Source organism: Nocardioides sp. AN3, assembly GCF_054653495.1.
On the sequence record NZ_BAAIGC010000002.1, the window covers coordinates 171,119 to 185,537 of the forward strand.

A 14,419-nucleotide genomic window follows, 5' to 3' on the forward strand; every position below is an offset into this window, starting at 1 on the left:
GCGGTCCTGCTCAGTGTGATCCACGACTCGTCGCGAGTTTGTGGCGTAGTTCCCAGAAGCGACCGATCGCGGTCGCGCTGGTCCGGACCCTCGTTGCCGGGCCGAGGAAGAGGAGGAGCTCGTGAAGTACATCAGGTGGCGGCGCACAGCCGCTTTGGTAGCCGCCACGACGCTGAGCTTCGGGCTCGCAGCGTGCGGTGGTGACAACTCCACGGCAAGCAGCTCAACGAGCACTGCCGACCAGAACGCCTACCAGGCACGGCTGGAAGCTTTGTACAAGGGCACGTACAAGACGCCGGCCGGGCCGAAGGTGACGCCGCCGACCGGGAAGTCGATCTGGCTGATCGAGGCGAGCCTGGGCAGCGACTACGCCACGCGTGGGGTCGCGGCGGCGAAGGAGGCGGCCGCGAAGCTGGGCTGGACGGTGCACGTGTTCGACGCGAAGTACGACCCCAACCAGATGCTCACGGGCATCCAGCAGGCGGTGGTCGCGAAGGCGGACGGTGTCATCCTGTCTGCCATTGACTGCCCGACGGTGAAGAACGCCCTCGAGCAGGCGAAGACGGCGAGCATCCCCGTCGTCGGCGTCGAGACCAAGGAGTGCTCGCCGCCGCTGTTGTCGCACGTCGTCACGTACGCCAATCACGAGTCCTTCGCCGACACGACGGAGGACTGGGGATCGGCTCAGGCCGCGTGGGTGATCGCGAAGACCAACGGCAAGGCGAAGGTGGTCATCGACACCGAGACGGACCAGTGGACCACCGTGCTGTCCAGCAAGGGCATCCGGCGGGAGATCGCGAAGTGCTCGGGCTGCTCCGTTGTCGGTGATGCGACCTTCGTCGGCACGGACCTCGGCCCGGCTCTGCAGCAGAAGATCCAGCAGGCACTGGTCCAGCACCCGGAGGCGAACGCCTACATCCCGGCCTATGACGTCGTGATGACCCAGAGCGGCGGAGCGCAGGCTCTCCAGGCGTCGGGACGATCGAAGTCGCTGGCCATCGGAGGCGGCGAGGGCACGGCGGCCGCCGTCGATCAGATCCGCAAGGGCACCGGCGAGCAGGCATGCGCGGGCCAGTCGGTCGAGTGGGAGATCTACAGCGCTGTCGACGCGATGATCCGGATCTTCGACAAGCAGGACCCGAATGCTGTCGACACCGGCAACGGGATCCAGGTCTGCGACAAGGAGCACAACATGCCGCCGGAGGGCCAGCCGTACACGCCACCCGTCGACTTCCGCTCGGCCTTCCAGACCATGTGGGGCGTGAGCTGAGCGAGCGGTCCATGTGATCAGAGGTGGGCCGCGCGACCCGGCGGGCGGCCCGCCTCGGACCATGACGCTCGACCTCCAGGCGCCTGACCCAGCCGGGGGGGGGGTCGCCTCGCAGGACCGCACAGGACGCCCGGCGCGCCGCATCGTTGTGCCGATCGACCATGACATCTACCCGAGGGGATCATCGTGAGCGCAGACCTGAGTGCCCACGCGTTGGTGCTGACCGACGCGCACAAGTCCTTCGGGTCCAACAAGGCCGTCGACGGGGTGTCGTTCTCACTGGCCGCTGGCCAGGTGCACGCACTGCTGGGCGGGAACGGGTCCGGGAAGTCGACGCTGATCAAGATGCTCGCAGGCGTCGAACGAGCCGATGAGGGCCGCCTGACGATCGGTGACCAGACCATCCCGCTGAGCGACATGACCCCCGCGCGGGCGGCATCGGCCGGGCTCAGGTTCGTGCACCAGCAGCGCTCCACCTTCCCCGAGCTCACCGTGGCCGAGAACCTCGCGATCGGTGGATACGGCTTCCCGCTCGCTCGAGGGGGTCGCGTGCGCTGGCGCGCGGCGCGCCGGAGGGCCGCTGAGGTGCTGGACAAGTACGACATCGAAGCCCTCCCCGACCAGCTCCTCGGCGAGCTCGGTCCGGCACGCCAGGCGATGGTCGCGATCGCGCGCGCCCTGCAGGTCGGCGGAGACGGCGGCATCCTCGTCCTGGACGAGCCCACCGTGTCCCTGCCCGACACCGAGGTGCGACTCCTGCTCGACGCTGTTCGCAAGCACGCTGACCAGGGCCAGACCGTCATCTTCGTCACCCACCGCCTCGAAGAGGTGTTCGCTGTCGCCGACAACGCGATCCTGCTCCGCAACGGGCAGCTGGTCAGCGAGGTCGCACCGCGCTCGATCACGCGGGCCGACCTGATCGAGCTGATCGTGGGACGAGCTGTCGACGAGATCGCGCCGAACGCCGAGGCCGAGCTCGGCCCGGCCATCCTGGAGGCGGAGGCACTCTGCGCCGGCCCGATCGGGCCGGTCGACCTGACGCTGCATGCCGGCGAGGTGGTCGGCGTCGCAGGGTTGGTGGGCTCGGGCCGCTCGAGCCTGCTCAAGTCGCTGTTCGGCGTGCTGCCGATCGAGTCCGGATCCGTGCGTCTCGCCGGTCAGCCGCTGTCGCTCGCGACCCCGCGCGACGGGATGCGCGCCGGCATCGCCTACGTCCCGGAGAACCGTGCTGAGGACGCCGCCTTCCCCGAGCTCAGCCTGACCGACAACGTGTCGGTGGCCGTGCTCTCCGACTACTGGACGAAGGGTCGGCTGCGCGCCGGCCTCCAGCGTCGCGACGCCCGCGGGCTCCTGTCACGGTTCCGGATCAAGGCGCAGTCGGTCGAAGACCCCCTGTCCGCGCTCTCCGGAGGCAACCAGCAGAAGGTGATGGTCGCCCGCTGGCTGCGGCGCTCGCCGCGCGTGGTCCTCCTCGACGAGCCCACCCAGGGCGTCGACGTCGGCGCCCGCCACGAGATCTACCTCCTGATCCGAGATGCCGTCGAGGCGGGTGCTGTGGCACTCATCGCGTCCTCGGACAGCGAGGAGCTGGCAGCGATCTGCGACCGCGTGATCGTCCTCCGAGGAGGACGGATCGTGGGCGAAGTGCCACGAGCCGAACTCACCAGCAGCCGCGTCGAGCGCCTCGCCCATGGTCAATCGAAGGAAGTGACGGTATGAGCTCCGTGTCAGACAACATCACGGTCGGCGAGCAAGCCCGGCCAGAGTCCATCGAGCCGGTCCGGCGGCCGCGGCGCAGCGTGCGCTCCTACCTCGAGGCGTACGCGTTCCTGGGTCTGCTGGTGGGCGCTTTCGTCTTCTTCAGCCTCTGGTCCCGGACGTCGGCGACCTTCCCGACCAGCGCCAACCTGCAGGTGCTGCTTGGTTCGAACACGGTCGTGGCCATCACCGCACTCGCGGCGCTGATCCCGCTGATCTGCAACGAGTGGGACCTGTCGATCGGCGGATCGGCAGCCCTCAGCTCGGTCTTCGTCGCGCAGTTCATGACCAACGGGATGAACCCGTTCCTCGCGCTCGTCATCGGGATCGCCATCGGCGTCTGTGTCGGCGTCGTCAACGCGGTCCTCGTCACCAGGATGGGCGTCAACGCCGTCATCACGACGTTGGGCATCTCGATCATCATCACCGGCATCATCAGTCTGAAGACCGGAGGAGTGACCGTCGCGGGCAACATCTCCCAGGGGGTGACCGACTTCGGCACCCTCAGCTGGCTGGGGATCCCGCGCACCGTCTACGCACTCGCGCTGGTGGCGGTGGTCGTGTACTACCTCATCGACCACACTCCGTTCGGCCGCTACCTCTACGCCCTCGGCTCGAACCGGTCGGCTGCGCGTCTCGCCGGCATCCGCGTCAAGCTGGTCGTCGGGTTGACGTTCGTCATCGCCGGCGCGGTCTGCGGTGCGGCCGGCGTCCTCCAGGTGGCACGGTCCGGAGGAGCCAATCCACATCTCGCCGACGCGCTGCTGCTCCCGGCCCTCGCGGCCGCGTTCCTGAGCGCGGCGGCGATCCGGCCAGGCAAGTACAACGTGGGGGGCGTCCTCGTGGCGGTCTACTTCCTCGCTGTCCTCAACAGCGGTCTGAACCTGGCCGGCGCCCAGCCCTACGTGGCGAACTTCGTCAACGGGGGCGCCCTGATCATCGGTGTTGGCCTGGCCGCTCGCCTGGGGGACCGGCGGGAGCCCTGAGACCACCCCCATCCGGGTCATCGCCAAGGCCCACGGCCGTCTCGGGTCGAGCCGGCGAACCTACGTTGGCCCGGCTCGAGGCGGTCGATGGGCGGTCGCCGGGAAAGGGGCAGACATGAACAACCGAAGGAAGGCCATCTCGGCGGTGGTGGGCCTGCTCGCCATCGGCGCCGTCGCGACCGGAGTCGTCGTGACGTCGCCGGCGGGGAACGCAGCGACGCACAGCGCGACTTCCGGCTGCGCTCGGCCGCTGAACATCCTGCTGACCAACGACGACGGCTACTCCGCGGACGGCATCACGGCGGTGTACGACGCCCTCGTCGCCGCCGGGGAGCACGTCAAGCTCGTCGCCCCCGACACCAACCAGACCGGCAAGGGCGGTGCCCTGGCGTACGGCGGCACGCTGACCGTCACCCAGCCCGTGGCCGGTGACCCGAACGTGTACGCCGTGTCCGGCTCGCCCTCGGACTCGGTCGCGCTGGCGCTCGGCGCCCTCTACCCGGACGGCGCCCCGGACCTCGTGGTCTCCGGCGCCAACGCCGGCACCAACCTCTCCCGGACGATCAACCACTCGGGCACGATCGGTGCCGCCGTCACCGCCATGGACCTCGGCGTGCCCGCCATCGCGGTCAGCTCCGCCCACCCGGCCGAGTTCGACCCGCACTGGGACGGCACCGGCTCGATGAACTTCGCCGGCACCGCGACGCTCGTGCGTCAGATGGTGACGACCCTCCAGCGCAGCGCGCGGAGCTGCCAGGACCTGATGCCGGGCCGGATGGGGCTCAACATCAACTACCCGGCCGGGACGTTCAAGGGCACCGGCGTCGCCTCGCTGGCCGCCACCGAGCCGATCCCGACCACCTACACCGCGACGGGCCCGGGGCAGTACAAGGTCGGCTACAGCCTCGCTCCGCTGTACGCCGCCACCGCGGACCGGCAGGGCCCGACGAACGTCGACTACCGCCTGGTGGCCCGCGGCTACGCCTCCATCTCGCCCCTCGACGGCTCCCTCGCGGTCGAACCGCCGGCCTCCGCGAAGCTGGCCTTCGTCGACCAACTGGTCACCCGCCTCAACCGCACGGCGCCGTGAGGATCGAGCCGGCGAGCGCCAGTGGTACCACCGACCGGGGCCCGGGCCGCAGGCGTCGGGCCCCGGCCGGCTACACCGAGTGGTGGTCGATGGACCTGCGACTGTGGTGGCGCGACTTCGACGGCTACGACCACCTGACGGCGACCGCGTACCCGGTGATCTACGCCGAGGCGATCGGCCAGTTCATGGCCGAGGTCTGGGGCGTGCCCGACCCGCACTTCGTGGTCGCGGATCTCGGGGTGACCTACCTGCGCGAGGTGCGCCGCGCGGACAGTCCGGTCCGCGTTCACGTCGGGATCGCCCGGGTCGGCCGGTCCAGCTTCGAGGCCGAGATCGTGCTGTGCGCCGCCGACGGTGAGGTGGCCAGCGTTGCCGAGACCCGTTACTCCGCCTGGGATCCCGACGCTCGCCGCTCACGCGAGCTGACCTCCGCTGAGCGGTCTGCCCTGCTGACCCGGTGACCTGTCGCGGCGCGCTCGGACGCGTCGGGTGGTCGAAACAGGTAGTTCCACGCGTGCCCTTCGCTTCGCGGTTGACGACCGTGCGTCTGACAGGGAAATTCGGCAAGAACGGGGTGCTCGATGACAGTCGTGATGCAGGAGGCGGAGCTCGGTCAGCGCATGCCGGTGGTCGAACGCGAGTGGCTCGATGAGGTCCGGCCTCAGAGGGTCCTCGTCGTCGACGAGCACGAGCTCCTCCTTGCCGGGCTGCGTGCGGTGCTCGCGGAGGCGCCGTGGGTCGAGAACTGCCTGATGGCCGGTTCGGCCGAGGTCGCACTGCAGATAGCGCGCCGCCACTACCCGCAGGTGGTGTTGGTCAGCGCGTCGCTGGGCGGGCGCTCCGGGCCAGAGCTCTGCCGGACGCTGCGCGAGCGGATGCCCCACGTCAAAGTGGTGCTGATGTTCGGTGACGGGCGGATGCCCGCGGCTCTGGCGTCGTCGCTCGGCGCGGTCGCAGCTCTGTCGAAGAACATGGCATCCGGCGCGCTCCTGATGGCGATCAAGCACGTCGCAGAGGGCGGCCGGGTCTTCCCGAAGGGCAGGGCGACCCCGGCCGTCAAGCTCTCGCGGCGCGAGCTCGACGTGCTGCACCACCTTGCTGACGGGCTCAGCAACCCCGAGACGGCCGCCTCTCTGAAGCTGTCGCGGCACACCATCAAGCAGCACACCAGCTCGGTCTACCGCAAGCTCGGCGTTCGCAACCGGGCCGAGGCAGCCAGCAGGGCACAGGAGCTGGGTCTGCTGGGCCGGCTCGGGACGGACTTCGCCCGTGAGCAGCTCCATGCCGGCTGACGGGGACGAGTCGGCCTTCAGGCGTGTGGGCCCGTCCGCACGCACGCGCTCGTGACACTGGTCCGTCCCGGCCGACGACTCGGTGCCCGGTCAGCCATCTCCATCGAGGTCGTCGCGGCCGTCTCCTCCAGCGCGAGCGGCCCGTTCGGGAAGTCGCTCATCCTCAGTGGGTGGTCGACCGGCGGGGTGCTCCTGGTGCGCACCTGCCTGGCGGCGCTCGTGCTGCTGCCGCTGGCGTGGTGGGCCGCACGACGCCATGGCACCGATCTGCGTCGCAGCCTGGGTGGCGTCCTGGTGCTCGGTGTCCTCGGGATCACGGGCACCGTGGTCTGCTACTACAACGCCGTCGCCCGGCTTCCGGTCGGCGTCGCGATGATGCTGCTCTACCTCTCTCCGGTGCTCGTCCTCGGCTGGGTCTGGATGCGGCACGGCGAGCGTCCGGCTGCCACGACGTGCCTGGGCGCGGCGGTCGCGATCGGCGGCCTGGTCCTGGTCGTCGCGGCGATGGGGGTGCAGCGCCCGAGCCCGAGCGGCATCGTGTGGGCGCTCGGAGGCGCGGGCTGTGTGGCGACGTACTTCCTCACCTCGGACCGCATGACCGCCTCGGTCCCGCCGGTGGTCCTCGCCTGCGCGGGCCTGTCGGTCGCCGCCGTCTCGATCGGGCTGCTGGTCGTCGTCGGGCTGTTGCCGTTCCAGGTGGTGGGGGCGGCGGTGCACCTGGGTGGCTGGATCGTCTCCCCGGTGCTGCCGCTCATCCTCGTGGTGCTGCTGTCGACCGTGCTCGTGTACGTCGCCGGGTTCACCGCCGTCCGGGTCCTCGGTGCCCGCATGGCCTCGTTCGTCGCGCTCGCGGAGCCGATCGCGGCGCTCGGCTCAGCCTGGCTCCTGCTCGGCGAGGTCCCGCGCCCGCTGCAGCTCGCCGGCGCGGCGCTCGTCGTGACGGGCGTCGTGCTGATCCGCTCCGAGCGATCCGACCGTCCTACCGTGCGGTCCAGCCGCCGTCGACCACCAGCACCTGACCGGTCATGAACGACGACGCCGAGGAGGCCAGGAAGACCGTCGGCCCGACCATCTCCTCGGGCTGGGCCCAGCGGTGCATCGGCGTGTTGCGAAGCACCCAGGCGGCGTACGCCTCCTCCTGGAAGCCGGGCGAGGTCATCGCCGTCTCGACGTAGCCGGGCGCCAGCGCGTTGACACGGATCCCGCGGCGGCCCCACTCCAGGGCGAGTGCGCGGGTCACCCCGACGAGGGCGTGCTTGGCGGCAACGTACGCGGTCTCGTGACGCGACCCGATCGTCCCGAGCATCGAGGCGACGTTGATGACGCTGGAGTCCTCGGACAGGACGGCGGAGGCGGCACGGCAGAGGAGCCAGCACGACTGCAGGTCCAGGTCCATGACCTGCTGGTAGGCCGCCAGGTCGGTGTCCTCGATCAGCGACCAGTGCGTGGACGCGGCGTTGTTGACCAGGATGTCCAGGCCGCCGAACCGGCTGACGGCGTGGGCGATCAGCGGGTCGATGGCCGCGGGGTCGCTCAGGTCGGCCGAATAGGTCGTCAGCGTCCCCGGTCCGACGGCCTGCTCGGCGGTCTCCGCTAGTCCCTCGGCGGAGCGCGCCACGGCGATGACGTCGGCACCGCTGCGGACCAGGCCGGTCGCGAGGGCGCGGCCGATGCCGCGACTGGCCCCGGTCACGACGGCTCGTCGGCCGAGCAGGGGAGCGGCGGCGTTCTCAGTGGTCGGGCGGACAGTGGTCGTGCTCATGGTGATCTCCTCGGATCGTCGGTCAAGACAGGGCGTACGCCGGCGGGCGGCCCTCGGCGAAGGCGGCGGCCGCTTCGTGAGCGTCATCGCTCTGGGCGGCGGCGACGCTGGCGACGGTCTCGCGGCGCATGACCTCCTCGAGCGAACCGGTGCCCGCCTGGTCGAGGAGCTCCTTGCTCAGGCGCAGGGCCTGGGGCGACTTCGTGCGCAGCTCGGCGACGACCCCGGCGACCTCGGCGTCGAGCTCGTCGTCGGCGACGGTGCGGTTCACCAACCCCCAGGCCATCGCCTGTCGTGCGTCGAACGGCCGGCCGAGCATGACGATCTCCTTCGCCACGACCGGTCCTGCCGTCCGTGGCAGCACCGCGGTGAACCCGTTCGTCACGACCAGGCCGACCGCCGTCTCGGTGAACCGGAAGGTCGTGCTCTCGCCGCACACGACCAGGTCGGCGCTCAGCGCGATCTCCGCCCCGCCGCCGATGGCGTGGCCGTGCACCCGCGCCACGACGGGCGCCGGGCAGGCGCGGATCCGTCGGGTGATCTCGTGCAACCGCTCAGTGGTCGCGGCCAGCTCCTCGGCGGTCTTGGGACCTTCGGCGACCTGCTCGGCGGACCATTTCAGGTCGTGGCCGGCCGAGAACGCGCGGCCGGCGCCACGCAGCACCACGGCGCGCACGTCCTGCGGCAGGTCCGCGAAGGCGGCGTCGAACGCGTCGAGCAGGTCCGGGTTGAGCGCGTTCAGTCGCTGGGGACGGTTCAGGGTGATGGTGCGGACAGCATCCACGGTCTCGATGAGCACGGGGGACTCCGACATGTCGGAGATCATCGCCTCGCTGTCCGCTGGCGACGCTGCGAGCCGCGCGGAGGATCCCCCAGCCGGGTGGCACCGAGCAGGACGAGCCCGTGCTGCCAGGGGACGGTGGGGAGGATCGCACCATGCCCCAGCGAGACAGCCTGATCGACGCGCTCCGCAGCGCGGCCGCCGACGTACCGGACCACGAGTTCCTGCGGATCGCGGGAGAGTCCTTCAGCTACCGCGCCGGGCTCGAGTTGGTCGAGTCGACGGCTCGCGGGCTCCTCGCTCTGGGCGTCGAGGCCGGTGACCGCGTCGGACTCATGTGCGACAACCGCGCGGAGGTCGCCTGGATGTGGTTCGGCACCAACGCCGCGCGTGCCATCGACGTCCCGTTCAACGCCGATGCTCGTGGCCGGATGCTCGCCTACTTCGTCGACGACGCCCAGCCGCGGGTCCTGATCGCGACGCCGGACTACCTGACCATCCTCGCGGAGTCGATCACGCACGACCCCGAGGTCGTCGTCTGCGTGGGGGACAGCGCGGAGCGGCCGTTCGGCGACCGGGCCCGGCAGATCTCCTTCGAGGAGCTCGTCGAGCTCGGCCGGGCGCACGGGGGCGAGCTCCCGTCGCCGGGACCGGGCGAGACGGCCACGATCATGTACACCTCCGGCACGACCGGCCCGTCCAAGGGCGTGATGCTGCCGCAGCGGTACTACACCGCGCAGGCCGCGCACGTCACGAACACCTACGGCCTCACGCACGAGGACGTCATCTACTGCGTCCAGCCGCTGTTCCACATCGACGCGCGCGCGTTCATGTCGACCGTGGTGGACCTGCGGGCGACCGCCGTGCTCGGGCGCCGCTTCAGCGCGTCGCGGTTCTGGGACGAGGTCCGGGCAGAAGGCGCGACGGCCTTCGGCACGATCGGGACGATGCTGTGGCTGCTCTACAAGCAGCCGGCCCGCCCCGACGACAGCGACCACCCGGCCAGGCTGGCGATGTGCTCGTCCACGCCGGGCGACATCATGCGCGAGTTCGAGGAGCGCTTCGACGTCCGGATCATCGAGGCCTACGGGATGACCGAGTGCGTGCTCATCACCACGGCTCCTCCCGGCGAGTCCCAGCCCCGGCGGATCGGCCGGCAGCTGCCCGAGGTCGAGCTGCAGGTGGTCGACGACGACGACGTGCCGCTCGAGCCGGGCACGGTGGGGGAGCTCGTCTTCCGACCGCTCGAGCCGTTCGCCATGATGCAGGGCTACTGGAACAAGCCCGAGGCGACGGTCGAGGCGTGGCGCAACCTGTGGTTCCACACCGGTGACCTGGTCCGCCAGTACCCGGACGGGTTCTTGGAGTACATCGGCCGGAAGAAGGACTCCATCCGCCGGCGCGGCGAGAACGTCTCGTGCTGGGAGGTCGAGACCGCCGTGGTCGCCCATCCCCGCGTCCTCGAGGCTGCCGCCATCGGCGTCCCGTCCGATGTCGGCGAGGAGGACGTCGCCGTCCTCGTCGTGCCCGTAGCGGGCGCCGAGCTGGACCCGGCCGAGCTGGTCGAGTTCGTCGCCGCGGACCTGCCCCGCTTCGCGGTGCCCCGGTACGTCGAGCTGGTGGACAGCCTCCCCAAGACTCCGTCGGAGCGGATCGAGAAGGGCAAGGTGCGCGAGCGCGGCATCACGTCCGCGGCGTGGGACTCCAACCTCGCCCTCGGGCGTCGGTGAGCGCGGCCGAGCTCAGCTCCGAGCCAGCTGCGCTTGCTCGGTGACCCAGATCGCGAGTTGCGAGCGGGACTTGAAGCCCAGCTTGGTCAGGATCCGCTCGACGTGGCCCTCGGCGGTGCGCAGCGAGATGACGAGCCGGGCCGCGATCTCCTTGTTCGACATGCCCTCGGCGACCAGCTGGGCGACCTCGCGCTCGCGGCGGGTCAGACCGACCGCGGTCTCGGGAACGGCCCGCGTGGTCTCCGGCTCCGGCTCGCGCAGGGCGAGGGCCAGCAGCTCCTCCATGCTGAGCCGCCCCCCGCGCGCGTACGCCGTCGCGAACCGGGCCTCGTCGAGCTGGCCGCGCACCAGCGACTCGTAGTGCTGCCGGAAGCCGCGGAGCTGACGTGCTCCGAGCATCCCCCAGATCGCGTCCGTGCCCCCGAACAGGACCGCGGCCCGCTCCGCCTCGCGGTTGACCGCGGCCGTCCACGCGACCACCTCTAGGGTCAGTCCGTGGCCGAGGGTGTCGTGGAAGGGCCGCTTGATCCGGAGCGCCTCGAAGAGGTCTCGCTCGGCCTCGTCGTGGTCACCGCGGATCAGGGCCAGCAGGCCACGCAGCCACAGTGAGTAGGAGTAGTTCCAGTGCTCGCCCTTCGCCGCGCACCGGTCGTGCAGCGCGTTGGCGACCCGCAGGGCCGCGTCGTGCTCGCGCAGCGCGATGAGGGTGGCGGCGAGCTCGACCTGCAGGCTCTCGGCGTACTGGCTGACGAGATCGGTGGCGGCGTACTGCGCGAGGGCCTCCTCGAACATGGGGATCGCGGCGCCGATCTCGGAGGCGGCCCCGAGCGAGCGTTCGAAGCCGAGCACGTGGTTCGCGAACGCGAGGGCGCGTAGGTCGTCGAGCTCGACCGCGAGTTCGTGGGCCTGGTCGGCACAGGTCCTCGTCGTCATTACGTCGCCCTGGAAGGCGGCGATGTACGCCGTCGTGGCGAGCGCCCACGCGCGCTCGAAGGAGGGTTCCGGGTCGAGTGCCAGCGCGCGGTCCAGCCAGCGCCTCGCCTCCGTCAGGTGGTCCATGGCGCCCCAGAACCACGGCACCGCCGCCATCTCCAGGCCGACCCTCGCCTCGCCGGGCACCGTCACGCAGTACTCCAGCGCCGCGCGGATGTTCGCGTGCTCGAGGTGGAGGTGGGTGGCCCAATCGAGCTGGCGCGGCCCGGACCACTCCTCGCCGGCGGTCCGGATCAGCCCGGCGTACCAGTCGCGGTGCCGGCGCACCGTCGTGGCCCTGTCGTCCGGCGAGGCAGCGAGCCGCGCGAGCCCGTACTCGCGCAGCGTCTCCAGCATCCGGAACCGGGTGTGGCCCAGGTGCTCCTCGCGGATGAGGATCGACTTGTCCACCAGACGAGCGACCGTGTCGATGACGTCGTCCTCGGGAAGGCGGTCGTCGGTGCCGACCGCCTTCAGGGCATCGATGCCGAACCCGCCCACGAAGACCGCGGACCGGGCCCACATCAGCTGCTCGATCGGGGTGCAGAGGTCGTAGCTCCAGTCGATGAGCGACTGCAGCGTCTGCTGGCGCTCGGGCAGGTTCCGGTTGCCCTCGTGGAGGAGCTCGAAGCGGTCGTCGAGGCGGCTCGCCAGCTCGTCCACGGTGAGGACGCGCAGCCGCACGCAGGCCAGCTCGATGGCGAGGGGGATGCCCTCCAACCGGTGGCACAGGCGCACCACCGCGGCCTCGTTCTCGGGGGTGACCGTGAACCCGGGGACGACGGCCGCCGACCGGTCCGCGAACAGGGCGACCGCGGGGTAGTGGCCGGCGGCGCCCGGCTCCCGGTGGTCCTCCGGATCCGGGGCGAGGAGGGGGGAGACGGGGTAGAGGTGCTCGCCGGCGATCCGCAGCGCCTGACGGCTCGTGGCCAGCATCTTCACCTCGGGCGCGATCCGCAGGATGTGGTCCGCGAAGGCCGCCGCCGCCTCGACCAGGTGCTCGCAGTTGTCGAGGACGATCAGCAACGATCGCTCGGGGAGGAGGTCCTCGAGGACGGAGAGCGGTTCCAGTGCCGGTTGCTCCCGCAGCCCCATCGCATCCATCACGGCCTGCGGCAGCAGGTCGGGGTCCTTGAGCGTGGAGAGCTCCACCAGATAGGCGCCGTCGGTGAACGCGCGGCGCATCTCGTGAGCGGCCTGGATCGCCAGCCTCGTCTTGCCGACTCCGCCGATGCCGGTCAGGGTCACGAGGCGGGCCACGGAGAAGAGCTGGCGCACGGCTGCCAGGTCGTGGCGCCGACCCACGAAGCTGGTGAGGGCGGAGGGCAGCGCTCGGCCCGGTTTCACTGGCAGAGCAGCCAACTGGACGTCCTTCGAGGTGCCGTGTTCACGTGCGTCACGATCCTAGCGACGACGGGGTGCCCGAGCACCGGGGCGTCAGCGGGGCGCGCACCGCGCTAGCCGACCGCGAGGGGCTCCGGTGCTCGGGTCCTGCGCCGTTGGAGCACCTCGGCGGCCGCCCGCTCCCCGGAACGCAGGGCACCGTCCATCCCGGTGGCCCACATCTCGGCGGTGTGCTCCCCGGCGAAGTGGATCGGGCCCACGGACTGGGCCAGCAGGCTGGGCAGCCGCGGAAAGTCACCCATGAGCATCGAGACGACGCCTCCCGCGTACCGCTCCTGGGTCCAGTCCTGGACGACCCCGGCCAGCCGGCGGGGGGACGTGCCGGTCGCCGCGGCGACCAGGTCGTCGAGGACGGTGAGGCAGCGTTCCTCGTCGCGGAGCACCCCGTCGGCGCGGTCGGCCAGCAGGCCCAGCACGACGACGGTGTCCTCGGGCCCGGTCGGGCGCGCCCAGATCAGGGAGATCGGACCGTCGCTCATCGCCGACAGGCCGAGGGCCCGGGAGATGACCTCGCCGTCGGCGTACTGCCCGACGACCTTGCCGCCCTGGGTCATCGGGGTGGCCAGGAGGGCGGTGACCTTCCAGTCCGGCAGCACCGGATCGAAGCCGATCGCCAGCGTCGGGGTCACCGGCGTGGCGACCACGACGTCGCGTGCGGAGAACCGGTCGGTGTCGGTCTCGACCACCAGATGCCCGCGACGCCGGTGCGTGGCACGCACCGGCTGCTCCAAGCGGATGTCGAGGCCCTCAGCCATCGCCTGCGCGAGGGCGTCGGTGCCGTCGGCCATCATCCAGCAGACGCTGCCGACGTGGGGCGGGTGGAACATCGACATCGGGATCTGCGAGGCCTCGTGCACGGGGTTGTAGCCCGTCTGCCAGCAGAACAGGTTGCGAGCCGCCGGGGTCAGGCCGGCGCGCGCGGTCCAGGCGAGGACGGGCTCGGTGGGCTCGGGCGGCGTCGTGTCCAGGGCCGTCCTGACCTCGTCGGCCAGCCGGTCGCGCTCGCCGACCGAGAGCCGCCGGCCGCCGACCACGAGCGTCGTGCGCAGAGGCGATGCCGCGGTCAGCCGGCCGTCGGGGTCCGACGGGAAGAGGGCGACCTGGGGCGTGAGGGCGACCCCGAGCTCGTGGCAGTACTGGAGCAGCTTGTCCTGGCCGATGTCGATGAAGGACGCGCCGAGGTCCGCCGGCTGACCGTGCCGGAGACGGTCGCGCAGCGTGCGCGTGCGTCCGCCCACGAACGGCTGGGCCTCGAGCACCACGACGTCCTCACCCGCGCGGGTCAGGCTCCGGGCGGCGGCCAGGCCGGCCGGGCCGGCTCCGATGACGACCGTGCTCATTTCGGGGCCCCCGCGGAGTTGTTGGCCGGAGGAG

At 71.1% G+C, this 14,419-nt stretch carries 12 protein-coding genes; 8 read left to right on the top strand and 4 right to left on the bottom strand.

Translation table 11 applies throughout. The features are described from left to right. The first annotated feature begins 121 nt into the window (after positions 1–121). The 7 genes from ACYQ1K_RS03450 to ACYQ1K_RS03480 all read left to right on the top strand — a co-directional run bounded on the left by ACYQ1K_RS03450 (position 122) and on the right by ACYQ1K_RS03480 (position 7,425). A complete protein-coding gene (locus ACYQ1K_RS03450) occupies positions 122–1,270 on the top strand; it encodes a sugar ABC transporter substrate-binding protein (RefSeq protein ID WP_459981404.1) in 1,149 nt (382 codons plus the stop codon). Positions 1,271–1,456: 186 nt separating this feature from the next. Next, positions 1,457–2,989, top strand: coding sequence for a sugar ABC transporter ATP-binding protein (locus ACYQ1K_RS03455; RefSeq protein ID WP_459981405.1), 1,533 nt, complete (start codon positions 1,457–1,459; stop codon positions 2,987–2,989). Next, positions 2,986–4,014, top strand: coding sequence for an ABC transporter permease (locus ACYQ1K_RS03460; protein ID WP_459981406.1), 1,029 nt, complete (start codon positions 2,986–2,988; stop codon positions 4,012–4,014). Before ACYQ1K_RS03455 ends, ACYQ1K_RS03460 begins: the two co-directional genes overlap by 4 nt. A 115-nt stretch (positions 4,015–4,129) precedes the next feature. Beyond that, a complete protein-coding gene (gene surE / locus ACYQ1K_RS03465) occupies positions 4,130–5,104 on the top strand; it encodes a 5'/3'-nucleotidase SurE (RefSeq protein ID WP_459981407.1) in 975 nt (324 codons plus the stop codon). A gap of 89 nt (positions 5,105–5,193) precedes the next feature. Further along, positions 5,194–5,565: an acyl-CoA thioesterase gene (locus ACYQ1K_RS03470; RefSeq protein WP_459981408.1), complete on the top strand. Its 372-nt coding sequence runs from the start codon at positions 5,194–5,196 to the stop codon at positions 5,563–5,565. A 120-nt stretch (positions 5,566–5,685) separates the two neighbouring features. Further along, on the top strand, positions 5,686–6,396 hold the full coding sequence (locus ACYQ1K_RS03475; RefSeq protein ID WP_459981409.1) for a LuxR C-terminal-related transcriptional regulator: 711 nt from the start codon (positions 5,686–5,688) through the stop codon (positions 6,394–6,396). A 51-nt stretch (positions 6,397–6,447) separates the two neighbouring features. After that, positions 6,448–7,425: a DMT family transporter gene (locus tag ACYQ1K_RS03480; RefSeq protein ID WP_459981410.1), complete on the top strand. Its 978-nt coding sequence runs from the start codon at positions 6,448–6,450 to the stop codon at positions 7,423–7,425. Here ACYQ1K_RS03480 and ACYQ1K_RS03485 read toward each other — a convergent pair. Continuing rightward, a complete protein-coding gene (locus tag ACYQ1K_RS03485) occupies positions 7,376–8,158 on the bottom strand; it encodes an SDR family NAD(P)-dependent oxidoreductase (RefSeq protein ID WP_459981411.1) in 783 nt (260 codons plus the stop codon). The two genes, ACYQ1K_RS03480 and ACYQ1K_RS03485, sit on opposite strands and share 50 nt — an antisense overlap. A 22-nt stretch (positions 8,159–8,180) precedes the next feature. Next, positions 8,181–8,972: an enoyl-CoA hydratase/isomerase family protein gene (locus tag ACYQ1K_RS03490; RefSeq protein ID WP_459981412.1), complete on the bottom strand. Its 792-nt coding sequence runs from the start codon at positions 8,970–8,972 to the stop codon at positions 8,181–8,183. Positions 8,973–9,094: 122 nt separating this feature from the next. Between ACYQ1K_RS03490 and ACYQ1K_RS03495 the strand changes: the two genes are divergently transcribed. Then, a complete protein-coding gene (locus ACYQ1K_RS03495) occupies positions 9,095–10,669 on the top strand; it encodes an AMP-binding protein (RefSeq protein ID WP_459981413.1) in 1,575 nt (524 codons plus the stop codon). Between the two features lie 12 nt (positions 10,670–10,681). Here ACYQ1K_RS03495 and ACYQ1K_RS03500 read toward each other — a convergent pair whose 3' ends face one another. Beyond that, complete coding sequence (locus ACYQ1K_RS03500) at positions 10,682–13,003, bottom strand: ATP-binding protein (protein WP_459981414.1); 2,322 nt, start codon at positions 13,001–13,003, stop codon at positions 10,682–10,684. A 95-nt stretch (positions 13,004–13,098) separates the two neighbouring features. Beyond that, entirely contained in the window at positions 13,099–14,385 is a 1,287-nt protein-coding gene (locus ACYQ1K_RS03505; protein ID WP_459981415.1) for a flavin monoamine oxidase family protein, read from the bottom strand. Between the last annotated feature and the right edge of the window lie 34 nt (positions 14,386–14,419).

Coding starts and splice junctions, on each gene's coding strand:
- ACYQ1K_RS03470 (WP_459981408.1), top strand. CDS start 5,194: ATGGACCTGCGACTGTGGTGGCGCGACTTCGACGGCTACGACCACCTG.
- ACYQ1K_RS03485 (WP_459981411.1), bottom strand. CDS start 8,158: ATGAGCACGACCACTGTCCGCCCGACCACTGAGAACGCCGCCGCTCCC.
- ACYQ1K_RS03475 (WP_459981409.1), top strand. CDS start 5,686: ATGACAGTCGTGATGCAGGAGGCGGAGCTCGGTCAGCGCATGCCGGTG.
- ACYQ1K_RS03490 (WP_459981412.1), bottom strand. CDS start 8,972: ATGTCGGAGTCCCCCGTGCTCATCGAGACCGTGGATGCTGTCCGCACC.
- ACYQ1K_RS03505 (WP_459981415.1), bottom strand. CDS start 14,385: ATGAGCACGGTCGTCATCGGAGCCGGCCCGGCCGGCCTGGCCGCCGCC.
- ACYQ1K_RS03495 (WP_459981413.1), top strand. CDS start 9,095: ATGCCCCAGCGAGACAGCCTGATCGACGCGCTCCGCAGCGCGGCCGCC.
- ACYQ1K_RS03460 (WP_459981406.1), top strand. CDS start 2,986: ATGAGCTCCGTGTCAGACAACATCACGGTCGGCGAGCAAGCCCGGCCA.
- surE (WP_459981407.1), top strand. CDS start 4,130: ATGAACAACCGAAGGAAGGCCATCTCGGCGGTGGTGGGCCTGCTCGCC.